Below are 18,213 nucleotides of genomic sequence, written 5' to 3'. Positions count from 1 at the left end.
GCCCTCATCCATGCGATAGGGACAGTAAGCGGCGATCGACGATCCCGTGGATTACAACACCACCAAAGGAGTGAGTTCTCATGGGTTCTGCAGGAATCGATTTTACTGTCGCATTCGACGCGTTCCTGAAGTGGCTGAGCATCACCTTCGGCGGCGGCATCGGACTGAGCTGACCGACGGAGCGATCCAGCACAGTGGTGGCCCGGCTTCCCAGACGGAAGCTGGGCCACCGCCCTGATCAGGGCATATCAGCCTTTCCGGGCCGGACCAATGTGACGACAACTTTCCGGGCCGGACCAGTGTGACGACAAGTGGGCTACAGGTACGGTCTCGCTGAATCGGCGTGGGCGGGCGTATTCCCTTGCAAGTTGGGCATAAGAGAAGCGTCGCTATCGCCGCCCAGAAGCGAGCCCGTCCGACCCTCGAGAATGTTTAGCCAGCGGGCGGCAGAGGAATTCGACCGCGACGGTCATGTGCACACAACTTTGAACGTGATCACCGGACAATAGGGCACCACCCCGAAATGCTCGGCGCGCCGCCCCGGGATGTCAGTGCCGCCGAAATCGCACATGATGAAATCAAATTCGTCGTGTCGCTCGATGTGCATGCCACTGAGGATGTGCATGCCACTGGCGGTCACACCGGGGATGATCCGGCGCCCATCCGCTGAACGCCACGATGTCGGTGTCGCGGGGAAGCGACTGGCCGAAGAGCTGGCCGATGGCCACATCCCATACCCGCGCAGTCCTCTGCAACCTGCTCGACCTCGCGTCCGTCGCCGTACCGGGCACACCCACCGTGGCGGGTGAACCGTTCGGGGTGATGTTTGTGGTGCCCGGGATTCGCCGACCAGGTCGCCTCGACCTCGCCGGGCTGGGCACCTTCCTGTCGGCGCTTCCCGCCCCGATGGCCCTGACGAACGTCGAGTTGTCGGAGGGCCGCATCATCGTGGGTTCAGCTGCACCTACGACGCCGTCGAGGGGCCACCGACATCACCGAATTCAGTAGCTGGGGGGCCTGTCTCGATGCCCCTGCGCGGGCCGTGCGCACTTCTTGACCGTCCGCGGTTAAGAAGTACTCACGGCGAGAACGGTGGCGGCCGGGGTCGACTTCCGGCCGATCAGCTTCTGCAGGTCACCGCTGTCGGTGTCGAGCGCACCTGCCGCGACACCCGCGTCGGAATCGGCCAGCATCGCCGCGACCGGCGACGGCAGTCCGGCGCCCTCGATCAGGGCGGCGTACTCGGGCTGCGGCAGGTCCTGATACTCGACGGGTGCGCCGACCACGGACGAGATGATCTGGGCCAGTTCGGCATACGTGATCCGCTCGTCACCGCCGAGCTCGTACACCTTTCCCGCCTGCCCGTCGGCCAGGAGGACGGCGGCCGCCGCCTCGGCATAGTCCTTCCGTGCGGCTGCGGCGACCCGGCCGTCGCCCGCGCTGCCGAACAGCTTCCCGGTCTCACGGGCGGTCGAAACCGAGCCGAGGTAGTTCTCCCAGTACCAGCCGTTGCGCAGCAGGGCGAACCCGATGCCGGACGCAGCCAGCACGTCCTCGGTCGCGCGATGTTCCGCGGCAAGGGCGAGCGGGCTCTTCTGCGCGTCGAGAACGCTGGTGTAGGCCACGAATCCGACGCCCGCGACCTTCGCCGCCTCGATCACGTTGGTATGCTGCGCGATCCGCTGCCCCACCTCGCTGCCCGATACCAGCAGCAGCCTGTCGACGCCGGCGAGGGCTTTCTCGAGCGCGTCGCGGTCGCCGTAGTCGGCCTGCCGGACCTCGACGCCGCGGGCGGCGAGGTCGGCGGCCTTGGACGGGGTCCGGACGACGGCGACGAGTTCGGCGGGCGCAGCGCCCTTGTCGAGCAGGGCTTCGACGGCGAGACGGCCGAGGTGTCCCGTTGCTCCGGTGATGGCGATGGTCATGAGACGACTCCTGAGTACGTGCGTGGGCGGATTGGCTGTTCGGGTTCGTCCACCATCATGCACTTATTTTTCGTAAGTGCAAGCATTATCGTAAGTACTTCCGCGAATGCGGCTACACTGGCGGCATGTCCGAGGCAACCCCATCCTCCGCGCACGACGACGCCACCCTCGAGGCCGACGTCTTCTCGCGAGGCTGCGCGTCCCGCGACACCCTCCTCACGGTCACCGGACGCTGGGGCACCCTGGCCCTCGCCGCACTTTCCGAGGGCAGCTACCGATTCAGCGCACTTCGACGACGGGTCGACGGCGTCAGCGAACGCATGCTCTCCCAGACGTTGCAGGCGCTCGAGCGCGACGGCCTCGTCCGCCGCGACGTGCTGGAAGCGATCCCTCCGAAGGTGGAATACAGCCTCACACCCCTCGGCGCGCAGGTCGCGGCCCAGCTCACCGGACTCATCGAATTCGTCGAGGCACACATGCCCGACGTCCGTGCCGCGCAGGACGACTACGACTCCCGACACGACGACCACTAGCGGTCGTCGATCGAGGTCGTCTTCGTCGACAGGTCAGTCGAGGTCGCCTTCGTCGACAGGTCAGTCGCGGTCGCCTTCGTCGACGACGTGCACCGCCGCTTCTTCGGCGGACGCCGCTCCACCGTCGAACCCGATGTCCCGGGCCACCAGATCCGCTTCCTCGTCTTCGTTCACGCCTTCGTCCTCGGCCACGAGCCGACCCGAGCGCAGGTTACCCACCTCGCCGTCCTCGACGAAGTCCTGCCCCTCCTCGTCGAGCGCCGGTTCCGGCTCTTCCTCCGCGAGCCTCTGATCGAGGGTTTCACCCTCCAACTGCTCGCGCGAAGTGGTGCCGTGCGCATCGAGACCCAGCGGCCTCTCCGGGGGCGAGTAGCCCTCGTCGAGAACATCGTCGACGCCTCGGTCGACCAGCGTGTCTTCCATTTGCAGCTGGTCCTCGTCGTCCAAGCTGTATTCGCCTTCGGATCCTTCGGGGGTGCTCTCGGGAATGCCCATAGCACCACCCTGCCACCGGAGTCCGGTGCGCGCCATCTGATCGCCGGATATGCGAGGGGCCCGCACAGATCTTGTGCGGGCCCCTCGGTGAAAAAAGTGCTGTCAGAAGTTGATCATGTGACCGGCGAGACCGTGGATGGCCTCCTGAAGGGCCTCGCTGAGCGTCGGGTGCGTATGCACGTTCCGGGCCAGCTCGGTAACGGTGAGGTCCCACTTCTGCGCGAGAGTCAGCTCGGGCAGCAGCTCGGAGACGTCGGGGCCGATGAGGTGCCCGCCGAGAAGTTCACCGTGCTTCGTATCCGCGATCAGCTTCACGAAACCGGTGGGGTCACCGAGACCGTGCGCCTTCCCGTTGGCCGTGAAGGGGAACGTGGCCACCTTGATGTCATAACCCTCGTCCTTGGCCTGCTGCTCGGTGAGACCGAAGCTCGCGACCTGCGGCTGGCAGAACGTGGCGCGCGGCATCATCCGGTAGTCGTCGAACGTCATGGTCTCGGCGCCGCCGATGACCTCGGCGGCCACCACACCCATCGCCTCGGCCACATGCGCCAGCATGAGCTTGGCCGTCACGTCTCCGACGGCGTAGATGTGCGGCACATTGGTCTGCATCGTGTCGGTGATCCCGATGGCACCACGATCGGTGAGCTCCACACCGGTCTTCTCGAGGCCGAAACCCTCGACGCGGGGCGCGAATCCCACGGACTGCAGCACCTTGTCGACCACGACGGTCTCGACGTCGCCGCTCTTGTTGTTCTTGATCGAGACGGTGACCTTGCTGCCGTCGTCGTCGATGCTCTGTACCGCGGCGCCGGTCTTAATGGTGACGCCGAGCTTCTTGTATTGCTTCTCGATCTCCTTGGAGATGTCGGCGTCCTCGTTGGGGAGCGCACGATCGAGGAATTCGACGATCGTAACGTCCACACCGTAGTTCTTCAGGACGTAGCCGAACTCCATGCCGATCGCACCGGCGCCCACGATGAGGATCGACTCCGGCAGCTCACGAGTGAGGATCTGCTCCTCGTAGGTGACCACGTTCTCGCTGAGCTCCGTGCCCGGGAGCAGCTTCGTGGTGGAACCGGTGGCGATGATGGCGTTGTCGAAGGTCAGCGTCTCGGTGCCACCCTTCGACAGCTCCACCGAGATGGTGTTGGCGTCGGTGAACGATCCCTTGCCGTCGTACTCGGTGATCTTGTTCTTCTTCATCAAGAAGTGAACGCCCTTGACGCGCCCGTCTGCAACCTTGCGGCTGCGGTCGAAAGCTACGCCGAAATCGAAGGACGCCTCTCCCGAGATACCGAAAGTTTTGGCCTCTTTCGTGAAGAGATGCGCAAGTTCGGCATTACGGAGAAGTGCCTTGGAGGGTATGCAGCCGACGTTCAGGCACACACCACCCCAATACTTCTGCTCGATGATGGCGGTGCTCAATCCCAGTTGTGCCGCGCGGATAGCAGCGACGTACCCACCGGGACCGGCTCCGAGGACAACGACGTCATAGTGTGAGGTCACGAAAACACAGGGTAGTCCTGCCTCTCGACCGTGTCTGCGGATGGTCGGGTTACTCGCCGGTAGCCCAGACGGCCGCGGCGACACGGGCAAGTTGGGTCCGTAGACAGCAGTTCTGTGCCCACAGTGGGTACGCCGGAGGTACCGGGGGCACTGGTCGCGTCGGGACGGGTAGCCGGGGCCGTTCCTGCAAGAATGGCGCCATGACGGATCCCTACCTCTGGCTCGAAGATGTCACCGCCGACCGGTCGCTCGACTGGGCGCGTGAGCGCAACGCACGGACATTGGCCGAATACACCGAGAATGCGGCGTTCTCCGATCTCGAGCGCCGGATCCTGAACGTGCTCGACACCGACAATCGCATTCCGTACGCGAGCATGCGCGGCGAGTACCTGTACAACTTCTGGCGGGACACCGACCACAAGCGTGGCATCTGGCGTCGCACGACGCTGGAGTCGTACCGCACGGACAACCCGCAGTGGGACGTCCTGCTCGACGTCGATGAACTCGCCGAGCGCGAGGACGAGAACTGGGTGTGGGCGGGGGCGAGCGTGCTGCGTCCGGAACAGAAGCGCGCGCTCCTGTCGTTTTCGCGCGGCGGCGCCGACGCCACCGTCTCCCGCGAATTCGACATGGTCAAGCGCGAGTTCGTCGGCGGTGACCACGCCTTCGACGTCCCGGAGGCCAAGACCAGCATCAGCTGGATCGACGAGGACACGGTCTACGTCGGAACCGATTTCGGCGAGGGATCGATGACCGACTCGGGCTATCCGAGGATCGCCAAGCGCTGGCATCGAGGCACGCCGCTCGCCGAGGCCGTCACCGTGTTCGAGGGTGAAACCACCGACGTGTCCGTCGGCGCGTCCTACGACGACACTCCCGGATTCGAGCGGCACTTCATCGGGCGTTCCCTCGATTTCTACAATTCGGAACGCTACGAACTGCTGCCGGACGGTTCCCTGCTGCGAATCGACACCCCGGACGACGCGGGCACGTCCGTCTACCGGACCTGGTTGACCGTGCGGCCGCGCACCGACTGGGAGGTCGACGGCACGGTCTGGCCCGCAGGCTCGTTGCTCGCCGCCGACTACGAGGACTACCTCGCCGGCTCGCGCGAGCTGACCCCGCTGTTCACGCCCGACGAGCACACCGCCCTCGAGCAGGGCACGTGGACCAGAAACCACCTACTCCTGGTCACCCTGTCGGATGTGCAGACCAAGTTGTCCATCCTCACCCCGACCAGAACCGGCTGGGAGGAGAAACCACTCGACGGGGTTCCCGAACTCACCGCGAGCGGCATCATCAGCACCGATCCGCGCGAAAGTGACAGCTTCTTCGTCAACTCCAGCGGATTCACCACCCCGGCGACGCTGCTCTACGGCACGGTCGGCGGCCCCCTCGAGCCGGTCAAGCAGGCCCCGTCCTTCTTCGACGCCGAGGGCATTTCCGTATCCCAGCACTTCGTGGCATCGGACGACGGCACCGAGATTCCGTATTTCCTGGTGAAGCGCGAAACCGTGACCGGCCCCTGCCCTACCCTGCTCTACGGTTACGGCGGTTTCGAGAACTCGATGGTGCCCGGATACAGCGGCGCAGTCGGATTCGCGTGGCTCGAACGGGGCGGCGCCTACGTGGTCGCCAATATCCGGGGCGGAGGTGAGTACGGTCCGTCATGGCACACCCAGGCCTTGCGGGAGAATCGCCACAAGGCATTCGAGGACTTCGCCGCCGTCGCGCGAGACCTGGTGTCCCGCGGCGTCACCACCCCGAAGCAACTCGGTATCCAGGGCGGCAGCAACGGCGGACTGCTCATGGGCGTGATGCTCACCCGCTACCCCGAGCTGTTCGGCGCGATCGTCTGCCAGGTGCCGCTGCTCGACATGAAGCGATACCATCTGCTGCTCGCGGGCGCATCCTGGATGGCCGAGTACGGCGACCCCGACGACCCCGACGACTGGAAGTTCATGGCCGAGTACTCGCCCTACCAGAACACCAGCGCCACAGCGCAATACCCGCCCATCCTCATCACCACGTCCACCCGCGACGACCGGGTACACCCCGGGCACGCCCGCAAGATGACAGCCTTGCTCGAGGAACAGGGTCACGAGGTCTGGTACTACGAGAACATCGAGGGCGGCCACGGCGGGGCCGCGGACAACGCGCAGGCGGCATTCAAGTCGGCACTCACCTACATGTTCCTCTGGCACAAACTCACGGCCGGCTGACGGCCCGCGGGGTCAGATGTGGTCGTGGAGCCACTCCACGACCCGGTCGACGGTGGTCGCCGGATCCCGGATCCACCCGTTGTGGCCCAGGTTCTCCGGCTGGTGCCAGGTGGTGACGTCCGCGTGGGGCAACTTGGCGAGGAGATTCTTCGCCGCGGAGACCGGCGCCAGATCGTCACCCTCGATGGTGATCGACAGGACCGGCAACTTCAGCCTGCCGATCCTCTCCTCGTAGTCGATATCGGCCCCCGCGGGCGCGATCCTGCCTGTGCGGGCGAAGCGGGACCAGTCGGAGATCAGGACCTTCGACTGCCGTCCGAACCCACCGATGTCCAGCCTGTCTCCCGGCCAGAACCCGGCGATGTTGGCTGTCACCGACATGGCCGCCGCGCCGACAAGGACTCCCGGTGAGCGCACTCCCGGGAAGCCGCGGTGGTAGGGCGATCCCGAACCCACCAGAACGAGTCCGCCCAGCCTGCCCCTGATCCGCGCCGCGTACATCACGCCCAGTTGACCACCCATGCTGTGTCCCAGCAGGAACGGCGTCGACGCGGGAAACCGTTCCCGCACCACCTCGAAGATCGCGGGAAAGTCGACGGACACCAGTTCCTGGTAGCCGTATCTGCTCGCGCTGCTCGGCCGCGGCCGGCTGTCGCCCTGTCCGCGCAGTTCACCGATTGCGGCGTTGAGACCGCGGGAGACGAATTCTTCCGCGAATGGCTCATAGAACCCGGCGGGGATGCCCAGCCCCGGGAACACCACGATCACCGGCGCCTCGTCCGGTCCGGGGAAGAGCCGAACCGGGGTGGTCGTTCCGTCGGGCATCTGGATCGGTACGGTCTCCACTTCGCCAGACTAGACGGATTCACCCCCGCAGATTCCAGATCCGTGGGGGTGAATGCGACTGCGTGTTCGGAGTGGTCTGCGTGTTCGGAATGGACCCGGGCCTACAGGCCGATCGACGACGCGAGCATCGGCCATGACTTGTGCAGGTCGTCCTGCCAGTACGCCCACGAGTGGGTGCCGGTCGGGCGGAAGTCGAACGTCGCTGGGATCTGCAGTTCACTCAGCTTGTCTGCCAGCGCGTGTGTGCACTGATCGGTGGCCGCCTCGATGATGCCGCCAACGAGGACCTGATTGGCGTAGGTCCCGAAGTTGCCGCCGATACCGGGTCCGTCGATGCGATCATGAGGTCCGGGGAGACCGGACCCGCTGCTGACGTAGATGTCGAGACCGCGCAGCTTCTCCGCGTTGATATACGGATCGTTCTCGATCCATGCCGGATCGTCCTCGGCTCCCCACATGTTCGCGGTGTCACCGCCGCCGCGCGACTCGACGACCAGGCGCACGTACTGGCGTCCCGGATCGGTGCTCGTCATGGCACAGCCGCTGTACGCGCCGACGCTTTCGTAGAGTTCGGGTGCCGATTGCGCCAGACTCAGGACCGAACTGCCGGACATCGAGATCCCGGCAATCGAATTGACCCCGGTCGTGCCCAGCGCGGACTCGATGATCGGTGGAAGTTCCTCGGTCAGGAAAGTGATCCACTTGTTGTTACCCAGCGCGGGGTCGTCCTGCTTCCAGTCGGTGTAGTAGCTGAACGCACCCTCCATCGGCGTGACCACGTTGACGTTCTTGTCTGCGAAGAAGTCGACGACGTCGGTCCTGGCCTGCCAGGTGGCAGCGTCCTCGCCGCCTCCCGCGCCGTTGAGCAGGTACAGGGTCGGCCGGGGCTCGCTCGTGTCGGCGGGGGTGATCACACGGAGCGGAATGTCACGATCCATCGCGGCCGAGTAGACGTGCAACGTCTGCTGGCGCCCGTCGACGGGCTCGGTTCGGAGGAGGCGTGAGCCGGTAGTGGCGCCGTCGGCCGGATCGGCGGAGGCACCCTGCACGCCGAGGCAGGGAACGACCGCCGTCAGAGCAAGCGCGAGTGCCAGTCGAACTCCGTACCTACCCGCTGCAGTGCGGTTTGCCATCCTTCACCTTTTCCTCTGGGCGAGCGGCGCACGTCATCCGAGCGCCGAAACTGGGGCCCACATTGTCACATGTGAGCCCCAGTTTCCGTGGAGTATGACCTTACGCGGCCGATATGGTGCTGACGAACTGAACGAGGAAGACGAGGCTTTCGAGGATGGTCGCGATTTCCGAAGACATATTCACTCCTGGTGGATCGACGGGTAATACTGCGCCTACTCAGACGCCCCCTCCTTTCTACCCGAATCGACGGGCCAGTCAAATCGAAACCGCGAAAAACTGAGCAGCAATTTACTTACCTTTCGGCCAGATGAACTGTTTGTCATTCGCCGATCACGTCGCTTGCATGCCCTACTACCAGCGGATCTGGCCTTTTCCACCACCGCCAGGTTTTTATTCTCGTAATCGAACAGAGACAGAACATAACGCATCGCGGTGATACGCGGTCTTTTCTTGTCATTGCTCTTGACCATCGTCCACGGAACAATATCGGCGTCCGTAAAACGGAACGTAACCTCCTTGGCAGCCGTATAAGCGCCCCATTTATCCAGAGACGCGATGTCCATTGGGAGAGCCTCCACTGCCGGACGGGATCCACCTGCCGGACGGTGAACCGCGTCCGCTGCGCCTGGTGCAGGAAGGCCGGTACTGCTGGTCCGAGCAGAAACCCTTCACTCGTTCGACAGCCGCGGTTATACCAGGACCTATCGAAGAGAACGATCTCGCCGGCCGTCGGCAGATGCTGCACGTAACGCTGGAAGTACCACTGCGTCGCCTCCCGCAGGGGGCGGGCTCCTCCAGAGCCACCACCCGGGCACCGCGCGGGTTGTCGACCCGGTTCTGAAACTCGAGCGTGGACGTGTCGCGAAGATCCACCGCAGCCAGTCGAGAGATCCGAGTAGACACTGAGGAAGCGCGGGCGTTCGTCGACGTCGGCCATGTCCGCCCGATGTCACGTCCGTCTGCTCAGACCGCACCCGTGTCACGTTCGGCGACGGCACCCACCGGCCCGGTACCAGATCAGGGTGGAGATAGGGGAACATCCCGATGCGCCGGGGTGCGCGAGCAGGACAGACTGGGTGCATGACATTCGACAGCAATTCCCCCCGCCAGTTCACCCGTTCGCACGATCAGAAGATGCTCGCCGGTGTGTGCGGCGGCATCGCCGAGTACTTCGGCGTCGACGTCAACCTCGTTCGGCTGCTCACCGTCGTCGCCACGCTGTTCACCGGTGGCACCGCGGCCCTCGTGTATCTGGCTGCATGGATGCTGATGCCGGAAAAGTAGGCAAACGCAAAACTGGGGCCCACATTTCTGTGAGCCCCAGTTTCATCAGACCCGGACTATCCCGAGCCGAAGGACGAACCGCCGGAAAGGAACTGAGCGAGGAACATGATGATTTCCAGCATAGCCACTCCTGTTCGAACAACGTGGTTTCGATCCGCGCCCCATGTCGGGCACTTGTCTTGTTGTACACGAACCGAAGGTTCCGACCACCGCGACGCGCGAAGACACGCCACACAATTATTCTTCGGTTCATCCAGGTAACGATCCGGCCAAGTTCGCGAAGAAACCGGTCACCCCGAGAAAGAGCCCGGGACTCCCTTTCGGGAATCCCGGGCTCTCGGTGCACTTCGTGGGTGGCGTAGCCGCCTTCTAGAAGTCCATACCGCCCATGCCGCCGGTCGGATCGCCCGCGGGCGCCCCGGCCTTCTCCGGCTTGTCGGCGACGACGGCCTCGGTGGTGAGGAACAGAGCCGCGATGGACGCTGCGTTCTGCAGCGCCGAGCGGGTGACCTTGACCGGGTCGTTGATGCCGGCAGCGAGCAGGTCCTCGTACTCGTTGGTCGCGGCGTTGAGGCCGTGGCCTGCGGGCAGGTTGCGAACCTTCTCGGCAACGACGCCGGGCTCGAGGCCTGCGTTGAAGGCGATCTGCTTCAGCGGCGCTTCGAGGGCGACGCGAACGATGTTCGCACCGGTGGCCTCGTCACCCTCGAGCTTGAGGTCGTCGAGCGCGGGAGCCGACTGCAGCAGAGCCACGCCACCACCGGCGACGATGCCCTCTTCGACGGCAGCCTTGGCGTTACGCACGGCATCCTCGATGCGGTGCTTGCGCTCCTTGAGCTCCACCTCGGTGGCAGCGCCGGCCTTGATGACTGCAACGCCACCGGCCAGCTTGGCCAGACGCTCCTGCAGCTTCTCGCGGTCGTAGTCGCTGTCGCTGTTCTCGATCTCGGCGCGGATCTGGCTCACGCGACCGGCGATGGCGTCGGAATCTCCGGCACCCTCGACGATGGTGGTCTCGTCCTTGGTGATGACGACCTTGCGGGCCTGGCCGAGCAGCTCGAGTCCAGCGGTCTCCAGGGAGAGGCCGACCTCTTCGCTGACGACCTCGCCACCGGTGAGGATGGCGATATCGGCGAGCTGAGCCTTGCGGCGGTCACCGAAGCCGGGAGCCTTGACGGCCACGGACTTGAACGTGCCACGGATCTTGTTGACCACCAGGGTGGACAGGGCTTCGCCCTCGACGTCCTCGGCGATGATGACCAACGGCTTGCCCGACTGGATGACCTTCTCCAGCAACGGCAGCAGGTCCTTGACGGTGGAGATCTTGGAGCTCACGAGCAGGATGTACGCGTCCTCGAGGACGGCTTCCTGACGCTCCGCGTCGGTGGCGAAGTACGCCGAGATGTAGCCCTTGTCGAAGCGCATACCCTCGGTGAGTTCGAGCTGCAGGCCGAAGGTGTTGGACTCCTCGACCGTGATGACGCCTTCCTTGCCGACCTTGTCCATGGCCTCGGCGATGAGCTCACCGATGGACGGGTCGCCGGCGGAGATACCAGCGGTAGCAGCGATCTGCTCCTTGGTGTCGATCTCCTTGGCGGTCTCGAGCAGGCGCGTCGTGACGGCCTCGACAGCCTTCTCGATGCCACGCTTCAGGCCGAGCGGGTTGGCGCCGGCAGCAACGTTGCGGAGACCCTCGCGGACGAGAGCCTGGGCGAGCACGGTTGCGGTGGTGGTTCCGTCGCCGGCGACGTCGTCGGTCTTCTTGGCGACCTCCTTGACCAGCTCGGCACCGATCTTCTCGTAGGGATCCTCGAGCTCGATCTCCTTGGCGATGGAAACACCGTCGTTGGTGATCGTGGGGGCTCCCCACTTCTTCTCGAGCACGACGTTGCGACCCTTGGGGCCCAACGTCACCTTGACAGTGTCGGCGAGGGCGTTGAGGCCTCGCTCGAGGCCACGACGGGCCTCTTCGTCGAACGCGATGATCTTGGCCATTGCGAAGTGATCCTCCGGATTGGGGGTGACACACAAGGCGACCACTCATCGGGTCGCCTCATATACGCCTTCGGCCGAGTTCGGTGCCCGCGACGGACGACCAGGGGTGTCTGTGGTTCCCGGTCTCACCGTCCCGACCTGGCACTCACGTGTCGCGAGTGCCAAGTGCATTTCTAGCACTCGACCCTGGCGAGTGCAAGGTCGGGAGGGTGAAGCGCTGCGGCCGGATCAGCGCATCGCGCAGACCTGACCCGTATTCACGTTGAAGGCGAGGGACAGCGCGCCCATGCAATCGACACCGTTCGCGTCGGCAGTGGCACCCGAACCCCATCCGGCGATGGCGACCGTTGTGGTGCCGTCGGCCGCACCCGAGCGGGCGAGACCGCCACCGAGCGAGACCGCGTACGCCTGGCCCGAACCGGTGGCCGCGCCCAGCGACGTTCCGTAACCGTTGGCATAGGTGTTGGCAGAGCTGTTTCCATCGGCGACGCTCACCGCGGTTCCGCTGTCGGCCGCCGTTGCGCGGGCCACGCCCGCCTCGACCGCTTTGGCGCCACAGCTCGCGGTGTCCGACACCTGGATGTCATTGGCCGACGGCGGCGACACACAGGTGACGGGCGCGGCCCCCGCAACACCCGCGCCGACGAACGACATTCCCGCTGCCAGACCCAGACCCACCGCCACCGCAGCCCCTGCGCGTGCCAACCGTCTACCGAAAAGTGAAGTGATACCAGTACGAGAAGCCGAGACGGCCGAGGCGGCAGGCATGGGGACAGCGAGCATGGAAGCTCCTTCTGGGAACGTCGATTTGGGATTCGGCCGCGAGCGTACCCGCTCTCGCGCCGTTAGTCCCGGACTGCACTCAGGCGAGTCCGTCGAGCAATGCCGGGAGCTGTGCCACCGAGTCGATGACATGGTCCGGACGACGTTCGGAGAGGTCGAGAACCGACTGCCGGAACTTCCCCGTCCGCACCAGCACGCCGGTGAGTCCGACGCTCTGCGCGGCCAGTACGTCTGCGGTCAGATCGTCACCGACCATGACCGTGGCATCGGGTTCGGTGCCCATCACATCGGTGGCCGTGAGGAACGCGGACAGGGAAGGCTTGCCCACCGACACGACGCTCGCTCCCGAGACCTCTTCCAGACCCGGCAGATAGGCGCCGGTGTCGAGCCGCAAACCGTCGCGGGTGGCCCACGTGGTCCCGCGGTGCATCGCCACCACCGGCACGCCGTCGAACATCAACTCCAGCACGCGGCTGAGGGCACGATGGGTGAATTCGGGTCCGGCGCCGCCGAGAACCACCACCTGCGGGTCGTGCTCGTCCAGCTCGATCCCGTCCAGATCGGGCGTGATGTCGCCGCTGTTGAGAACCCAGACCCGGGCTCCCGGATACGTGCTGCGGAGGTACTCCGCGGTCAGCCGGGCCGCGGTGACAATCTCGTCGGGATCGGCTTCGAAACCGGCCGCGCGAAGAGATTCTGCGATCTCGCGGCATGTTCGGGAGGTGGTGTTGGTGAGGTAGGCGCGGGCAAGGCCGCGCTCGCGCAGTTCACGCATGGCGTCGACGGCACCCCCGATCGGATGCCAGGAAGTAACCAGCACCCCGTCGATGTCGAGCAGAACCCCTTTGATGCCGGCCATCATCCGACCTTATCCGGGACGCTCGTCCCACGTCACCGTGGAACGCGGCAGACGAGAACCGGGCACGGCGCATGATGCACCAGATTCTGGCTGACCGATCCGAGGAGGCTGCCCGCCACCGTGCCGCGACCGTGGCTGCCGACGACGAGTAGCTGAGCATCGGCTGCGCGCTGCAGGAGGATATCGGCAGGCACGCCCTCGACCGAGGAGCCGTGCACCCGGACATCGGGGTAGCGATCGCACCACCCGGCGAGGCTCTCGGACAACACCGCCTTCTCGGCTTCCTCGTAGGCGGACCAGTCCACGTGCGTGGAGGCACGCCCGAGTCCGTGCATCCGCTCACCGCTCCACGCGTGCACGGCGTCGAGTTCCACGCCGAACGTGTCGGCGAACGCGAATGCCTGCTCCACCGCCTTCTCGCTGATCGCGCTGCCGTCCACGCCGACCACCACCCCGCGACCGTCCGGGACCGCGGCGGAACCGCCCCTGAAGACGGCGACCGGACACTGAGCGTGATTGACCGTCCGCAACATGGTGGAGCCGAGCAGGTAGTCGGCCACCGCACCGGTTCCCCGCGCGCCGACCACGACCATGCGGGCCTCCCGAGACAATTCGATGAGGTGTGACGATGCCGTTCCGGACCGCACGTCGCGCTCCACCGCGAGTCCGGGATGGTCCGCGAGGACCCTCTTCTCGACGGTCTCGAGCATCGTGTTGCTGTCGTCGCGCATTTGCTGCATGAACTGGGCGTCGATCATCATCGCGGTGCCGTTGTAGAACATGGCCTCGTCCGGATAGGTATGGGCGAGCAGGAGAGGCCTGTGGACCCGTTCCGCGACCGCGGCGGCCCAGCGGGCAGCATCCGTTGCCGCCTGCGAACCGTCGATTCCGACGACCACGGGTGCCCCTGCAGGTTCGCTCATGACTCTCTCCTCTACGTCTCGGTAGCTCTACATCTCGGGCAGCGCTCGTGTCCCGGGCAGCGCTACATCTCGAGCACGGCGGCGCCACTGAACCTGCCGCCGGCCAGATCACGGAGCGCCAGGTCGGCGCTCGCCAGTGGATACGGGTGGGTGTCGATACTCAACCGGTGCTCACCGGCGAAGCGCAGGAAGGCAGCCGAATCAGCGCGGGTGTTGGCGGTGACGCTGCGGATCTGACGCTCCCGGAACAGGTGCTTCTGATACTCGAGCGGCGGAATGTCGGTGAGGTGGATGCCGGCCACCGCGAGCGTCCCGCCGTCGGCGAGAGCCTCCATCGCCACGGGCACCAGATCTCCTGCGGGCGCGAAGAGGATCGCCGAATCGAGCGGTTCGGGCGGGCGGTCCCGCGCCCCCTGCACGGACACGGCCCCCAGCGCCAGGGCCAGTGCCCCCGCCTCCTCGCCGCGCGTCATCACATGCACCCGGACCCCGCGCGCCATCGCCACCTGCGAGGTCAGGTGCGCACTGCCACCGAATCCGTAGATGCCCAGCGAACCACCCTCGGGGACGCAGGCACGCTCGAGTGCGCGGTAGCCGATGATCCCGGCACACAGCAGCGGCGCGAGTTCCGCATTCGAATACCCATCCGGTAGGCGGAGCGCGAACTCCGCGGGAACCGTGGTGTATTCGGCGTAACCACCGTCCGCGTCCCACCCGGTGTACAGCGATTGCCTGCACAGGTTCTCGGCTCCCCGAAGGCACTGTGCACAGCGGCCACAGGTGTGACGCAACCAGGCGACGCCCACCCGATCGCCGGCCGAGAATCCGCCGGACACCGACTCACCCACCGAGACAACCTCGCCCACCACTTCGTGGCCCGGGACGACGGACGGCCGGTGGACCGGTAGATCGCCTTCGGTGACATGCAGATCCGTTCGGCACACCCCGCAAGCCAGTACCTTCACGAGGAGCTCATCCGGCCGCGCCTCGGGTATTGCGATGCGTCCCCACTCCAGAGGTTGCCCCGAGACGGGACCCGGAGCGACGACCCGCCACGCGGCCATCGTCTCGGTTCCGCGCTCGGTCGCCGGCATACCCCTAACAATGCCCCCCGAATGGTGCCGCCGCCAGCGTGGGGAAACGCGTGTTCGCCTCGACTGGACTTACGCTCCATCCATGGATCTGCGCGGTGAAGACTTGTTCACGGTGGCAGGGTCGCTGGCCGAGTTGATCGGCGCACCGATCACCATCGAGGACGAGAACTCGACCGTTCTGGCTTACTCCAGTAGTGAGCAGACGGTGGACGAGGCCAGGATCGGCACCATCCTGGGCCGTCAGGTGCCGGGAAAATACCGGCAACTGCTCGACGAGGCAGGCATCTTCGAACGTCTGCACCGCGACACCGACGTCCTCTACGTGGATCTGCACGTACCGGAGATGCGACCGCGTGCAGTGATCGCGGTGCGCGATCAGGGGCGCTCGGTGGGGTCGATCTGGGCTGCGATGACCTCGGCCCCGACACCGGAGCAGGAGTCGATTCTGCGGTCGGCGGTGCCGGTTGTGGCGGAACATATCGCGGCCGAGCGGGAACGGGTGGACTCGACGCGGCGATTGCAGGCCGACCGGGTGCGCGCACTGATCGGCGGCGGCGAACCGGCACTCCGGGCCGCGGACGACCTCGGACTGCAGGGTCGGCTCACCGTCGCGGCAACTGCTCCGGTACGACCGGGCCACGCACTTCCGTCCGGGCTGCTCGCGTCCCTGGGCCTCTATCTCGATACCCTTGCCGTCGATTCGGTGGCCGCCCAGCTCGGGGACGTCATCTACGTGGTCATCGCCGCCCCCGCACGGGAGGTGCGCCGCCTCGCCGAGGACTTCCTGGGACGCGCCCGCAGTGGTTCCGAGTTCGTCGTCGCCGTCGGCCGTGAGGTGGACACCGCAAGCCAGGGCCATCTCTCCCGCGGTGACGCCGACCGTGTCCTGTCGGCACTGCAGCACGCACGCACCGGCGGGGTCGTGGGCACCATGCGCGAGACGCTGGCGGCCGTCCTCGCATTGCATGCCGCCGACATTCTCGACGGGCTCGGGTCGCTGACGCCGCTGGCCGCGCTCAGCCTGCACGACACCCGGCACGGAACCGATCTGGTGTCCACCGCCCGAGCATTCCTCACTCATGGGGGCGATGTCTCCGACGCGGCAGCCGCGCTCCATGTCCACCCCAATACGTTGCGCAATCGGCTGCGACGTTGCGTCGAGTCCTGCGGGGTGGATCTTGCCGATCCCGATACCCGGCTCATTCTGATGTTGCACCTGAAATTGCAGGGTCTGCGCAATCACTGAGCCGCTCACCAGGCACCGCACGACCCTGTCCGATTGCACAGGGTCCGCGGCCTGACACTGGCCGAACCGCTACTCCCCCGGGCTCGGAAACTGCTGATGATTGACTCATGAACACTGCGGAGCGTCCGGAACATGTCGCCGTCGTCGGGGCCGGGATCGTCGGTTTGTCGGCGGCGTGGTTCCTGCAGGAGCGTGGCGTCCGCGTCACTGTGGTCGACCGCACGGGGGTCGCCGCCGACTCGTCGTGGGGCAACGCGGGCTGGCTCGCACCGGCGTTGACGCTTCCGCTTCCCGAACCCGCGGTACTGAGGTACGGGCTCCGCGCGATGATGAAGCCCTCCTCGCCCGTCTACGTTCCTTTCACCACCGACCTACGCCTCATCAGGTTCCTCGTCGGCTTCGCCCGGCACTGCACGCAGGGTCGCTGGAAAGACGCGATGACCGTGTACGCCGAGGTCAACCGGGTCGCCCTGGGCGCCTACGACGAACTGGCCGACGGTGGCGTACGTGAACACACGCATCTCGCCGACCCGTTCCTCACCGCCTTCGCATGCGACGAGGACCGGGAGGCTCTCGTCGACGAGTTCCGGCATGTCGAGGCCGTCGGCGGCGAGGTGGAATACGACCGCATGACCGGGGACGAAATACGTTCTCTCGAGCCGAGCCTGGGCAACGGTGTCCGTTCCGGCCTGCGACTGCGCAATCAACGCTTCATCGATCCGCCGCGGTTCGTCAACTCCCTCGCCGACGCCGTCCGCACCCGCGGCGGCGACATCGTGTCCGGTTTCGACGTCGCGGCAGTGCGGGACCACGAAAACGACGGCGTGTCGCTGGAGTCACCATCCGGCGATGCGATCACTGCCGATGCCGTCGTCATCGCCAGCGGTGCGCGACTCAATTCCCTGGCCCGCCCGTTCGGAGTCCGCACTCCGGTGCAGGCCGGGCGTGGATACAGCTTCAGCGTCCAGCCCCGCCAGATGCCGAAGAACCCGATCTACTTCCCCACCCAGCGGGTGGCGTGCACGCCGTTGCACGACCGCTTCCGGGTGGCCGGGATGATGGAGTTCCGCAACCCCGACGCGCCGCTCGACCCCCGGCGGGTGCAGGCCATCGTCGACGCCGCGACACCGATGTTCACCGGCGTCGACTGGGAAGCCCGGCGGGAGGAGTGGGTGGGTTCGCGGCCGTGCACCGCCGACGGACTTCCGCTGGTCGGCCGCACCCGCTCACCCCGTGTGCACGTCGCCGGCGGGCACGGCATGTGGGGTGTCGCCCTCGGCCCTGTCACCGGACGGATGCTGGCGGCCTCGATGACGGGGGCGAAGGTGCCCGAGGTGATGCGGCGGTTCGACCCGCTGCGGTGATCCC

Annotated in this window: 16 protein-coding genes and 2 pseudogenes; 6 read left to right on the top strand and 12 right to left on the bottom strand. The window is 65.9% G+C overall.

Translation table 11 applies throughout. From position 1 onward, the window contains the following. Positions 1-469: 469 nt before the first annotated feature. Positions 470-640, bottom strand: coding sequence for a hypothetical protein (locus WAW17_RS16535; protein WP_422334029.1), 171 nt, complete (start codon positions 638-640; stop codon positions 470-472). A gap of 110 nt (positions 641-750) precedes the next feature. On the opposite strand from WAW17_RS16535, the pseudogene WAW17_RS16530 reads away from it, so the two are divergent. Further along, positions 751-1,057: pseudogene (locus WAW17_RS16530) on the top strand (allophanate hydrolase-related protein); the annotation flags it as partial. Positions 1,058-1,067: 10 nt separating this feature from the next. On the opposite strand, the gene WAW17_RS16525 reads toward WAW17_RS16530, so the two are convergent. Further along, positions 1,068-1,925 carry an SDR family oxidoreductase gene (locus tag WAW17_RS16525; protein WP_422334028.1) on the bottom strand — a complete coding sequence of 286 codons (858 nt, stop codon included), beginning with the start codon at positions 1,923-1,925 and terminating at the stop codon, positions 1,068-1,070. A gap of 125 nt (positions 1,926-2,050) precedes the next feature. On the opposite strand from WAW17_RS16525, the gene WAW17_RS16520 reads away from it, so the two are divergent. After that, a complete protein-coding gene (locus WAW17_RS16520) occupies positions 2,051-2,458 on the top strand; it encodes a winged helix-turn-helix transcriptional regulator (protein WP_422334027.1) in 408 nt (135 codons plus the stop codon). Between the two features lie 60 nt (positions 2,459-2,518). On the opposite strand, the gene WAW17_RS16515 is transcribed toward WAW17_RS16520, so the two are convergent. Then, positions 2,519-2,953 (bottom strand): DUF5709 domain-containing protein, encoded by a 435-nt coding sequence (locus tag WAW17_RS16515; RefSeq protein WP_422334026.1) that lies wholly within the window; start codon positions 2,951-2,953, stop codon positions 2,519-2,521. 102 nt (positions 2,954-3,055) lie between these two features. Continuing rightward, the gene (gene lpdA, locus WAW17_RS16510) at positions 3,056-4,459 is read right to left on the bottom strand and encodes a dihydrolipoyl dehydrogenase (RefSeq protein WP_422334025.1); all 1,404 of its coding nucleotides are present in this window, start codon (positions 4,457-4,459) and stop codon (positions 3,056-3,058) included. 200 nt (positions 4,460-4,659) lie between these two features. Here lpdA and WAW17_RS16505 point away from each other — a divergent pair, with 200 nt between their 5' ends. Next, positions 4,660-6,681 carry a prolyl oligopeptidase family serine peptidase gene (locus WAW17_RS16505; RefSeq protein ID WP_422334024.1) on the top strand — a complete coding sequence of 674 codons (2,022 nt, stop codon included), beginning with the start codon at positions 4,660-4,662 and terminating at the stop codon, positions 6,679-6,681. A gap of 12 nt (positions 6,682-6,693) precedes the next feature. On the opposite strand, the gene WAW17_RS16500 is transcribed toward WAW17_RS16505, so the two are convergent. From WAW17_RS16500 to WAW17_RS16490, 3 genes and pseudogenes are all read right to left on the bottom strand, one after another. Further along, a complete protein-coding gene (locus tag WAW17_RS16500) occupies positions 6,694-7,527 on the bottom strand; it encodes an alpha/beta fold hydrolase (RefSeq protein WP_422334023.1) in 834 nt (277 codons plus the stop codon). A 101-nt stretch (positions 7,528-7,628) separates the two neighbouring features. Then, entirely contained in the window at positions 7,629-8,660 is a 1,032-nt protein-coding gene (locus WAW17_RS16495) for an alpha/beta hydrolase (protein ID WP_422334022.1), read from the bottom strand. 320 nt (positions 8,661-8,980) lie between these two features. Beyond that, positions 8,981-9,492: pseudogene (locus tag WAW17_RS16490) on the bottom strand (polyphosphate kinase 2); the annotation flags it as partial. A 249-nt stretch (positions 9,493-9,741) separates the two neighbouring features. Between WAW17_RS16490 and WAW17_RS16485 the strand changes: the two are divergent. Further along, positions 9,742-9,945 carry a PspC domain-containing protein gene (locus tag WAW17_RS16485; RefSeq protein WP_422334021.1) on the top strand — a complete coding sequence of 68 codons (204 nt, stop codon included), beginning with the start codon at positions 9,742-9,744 and terminating at the stop codon, positions 9,943-9,945. Between the two features lie 369 nt (positions 9,946-10,314). Here WAW17_RS16485 and groL read toward each other — a convergent pair whose 3' ends face one another. From groL to WAW17_RS16460, 5 genes are all read right to left on the bottom strand, one after another. Further along, the gene (gene groL / locus WAW17_RS16480) at positions 10,315-11,940 is read right to left on the bottom strand and encodes a chaperonin GroEL (protein ID WP_422334020.1); all 1,626 of its coding nucleotides are present in this window, start codon (positions 11,938-11,940) and stop codon (positions 10,315-10,317) included. Positions 11,941-12,168: 228 nt separating this feature from the next. Next, positions 12,169-12,723, bottom strand: a complete 555-nt coding sequence (locus WAW17_RS16475; RefSeq protein WP_422334019.1) for a DUF6764 family protein — start codon at positions 12,721-12,723, stop codon at positions 12,169-12,171. Between the two features lie 79 nt (positions 12,724-12,802). Beyond that, the gene (locus tag WAW17_RS16470; RefSeq protein WP_422334018.1) at positions 12,803-13,582 is read right to left on the bottom strand and encodes an HAD-IIA family hydrolase; all 780 of its coding nucleotides are present in this window, start codon (positions 13,580-13,582) and stop codon (positions 12,803-12,805) included. Positions 13,583-13,614: 32 nt separating this feature from the next. Then, positions 13,615-14,505, bottom strand: a complete 891-nt coding sequence (locus WAW17_RS16465; protein ID WP_422334017.1) for a universal stress protein — start codon at positions 14,503-14,505, stop codon at positions 13,615-13,617. 62 nt (positions 14,506-14,567) lie between these two features. Continuing rightward, on the bottom strand, positions 14,568-15,569 hold the full coding sequence (locus WAW17_RS16460) for a zinc-binding alcohol dehydrogenase family protein (protein WP_422334030.1): 1,002 nt from the start codon (positions 15,567-15,569) through the stop codon (positions 14,568-14,570). Positions 15,570-15,681: 112 nt separating this feature from the next. Here WAW17_RS16460 and WAW17_RS16455 point away from each other — a divergent pair, with 112 nt between their 5' ends. Together WAW17_RS16455 and WAW17_RS16450 are read left to right on the top strand one after the other, a co-directional pair. After that, positions 15,682-16,845 carry a PucR family transcriptional regulator gene (locus WAW17_RS16455; protein WP_422334016.1) on the top strand — a complete coding sequence of 388 codons (1,164 nt, stop codon included), beginning with the start codon at positions 15,682-15,684 and terminating at the stop codon, positions 16,843-16,845. 107 nt (positions 16,846-16,952) lie between these two features. Further along, entirely contained in the window at positions 16,953-18,209 is a 1,257-nt protein-coding gene (locus tag WAW17_RS16450; protein ID WP_422334015.1) for an NAD(P)/FAD-dependent oxidoreductase, read from the top strand. Positions 18,210-18,213 lie beyond the last annotated feature (4 nt).

Origin of the sequence: Rhodococcus sp. (in: high G+C Gram-positive bacteria), from assembly GCF_049286785.1 — a bacterium.
Classification (GTDB): domain Bacteria; phylum Actinomycetota; class Actinomycetes; order Mycobacteriales; family Mycobacteriaceae; genus Rhodococcus_F.
The sequence above is the reverse complement of the archived record's forward strand: the minus strand, read 5'-3'. Positions and strand labels throughout refer to the sequence as shown.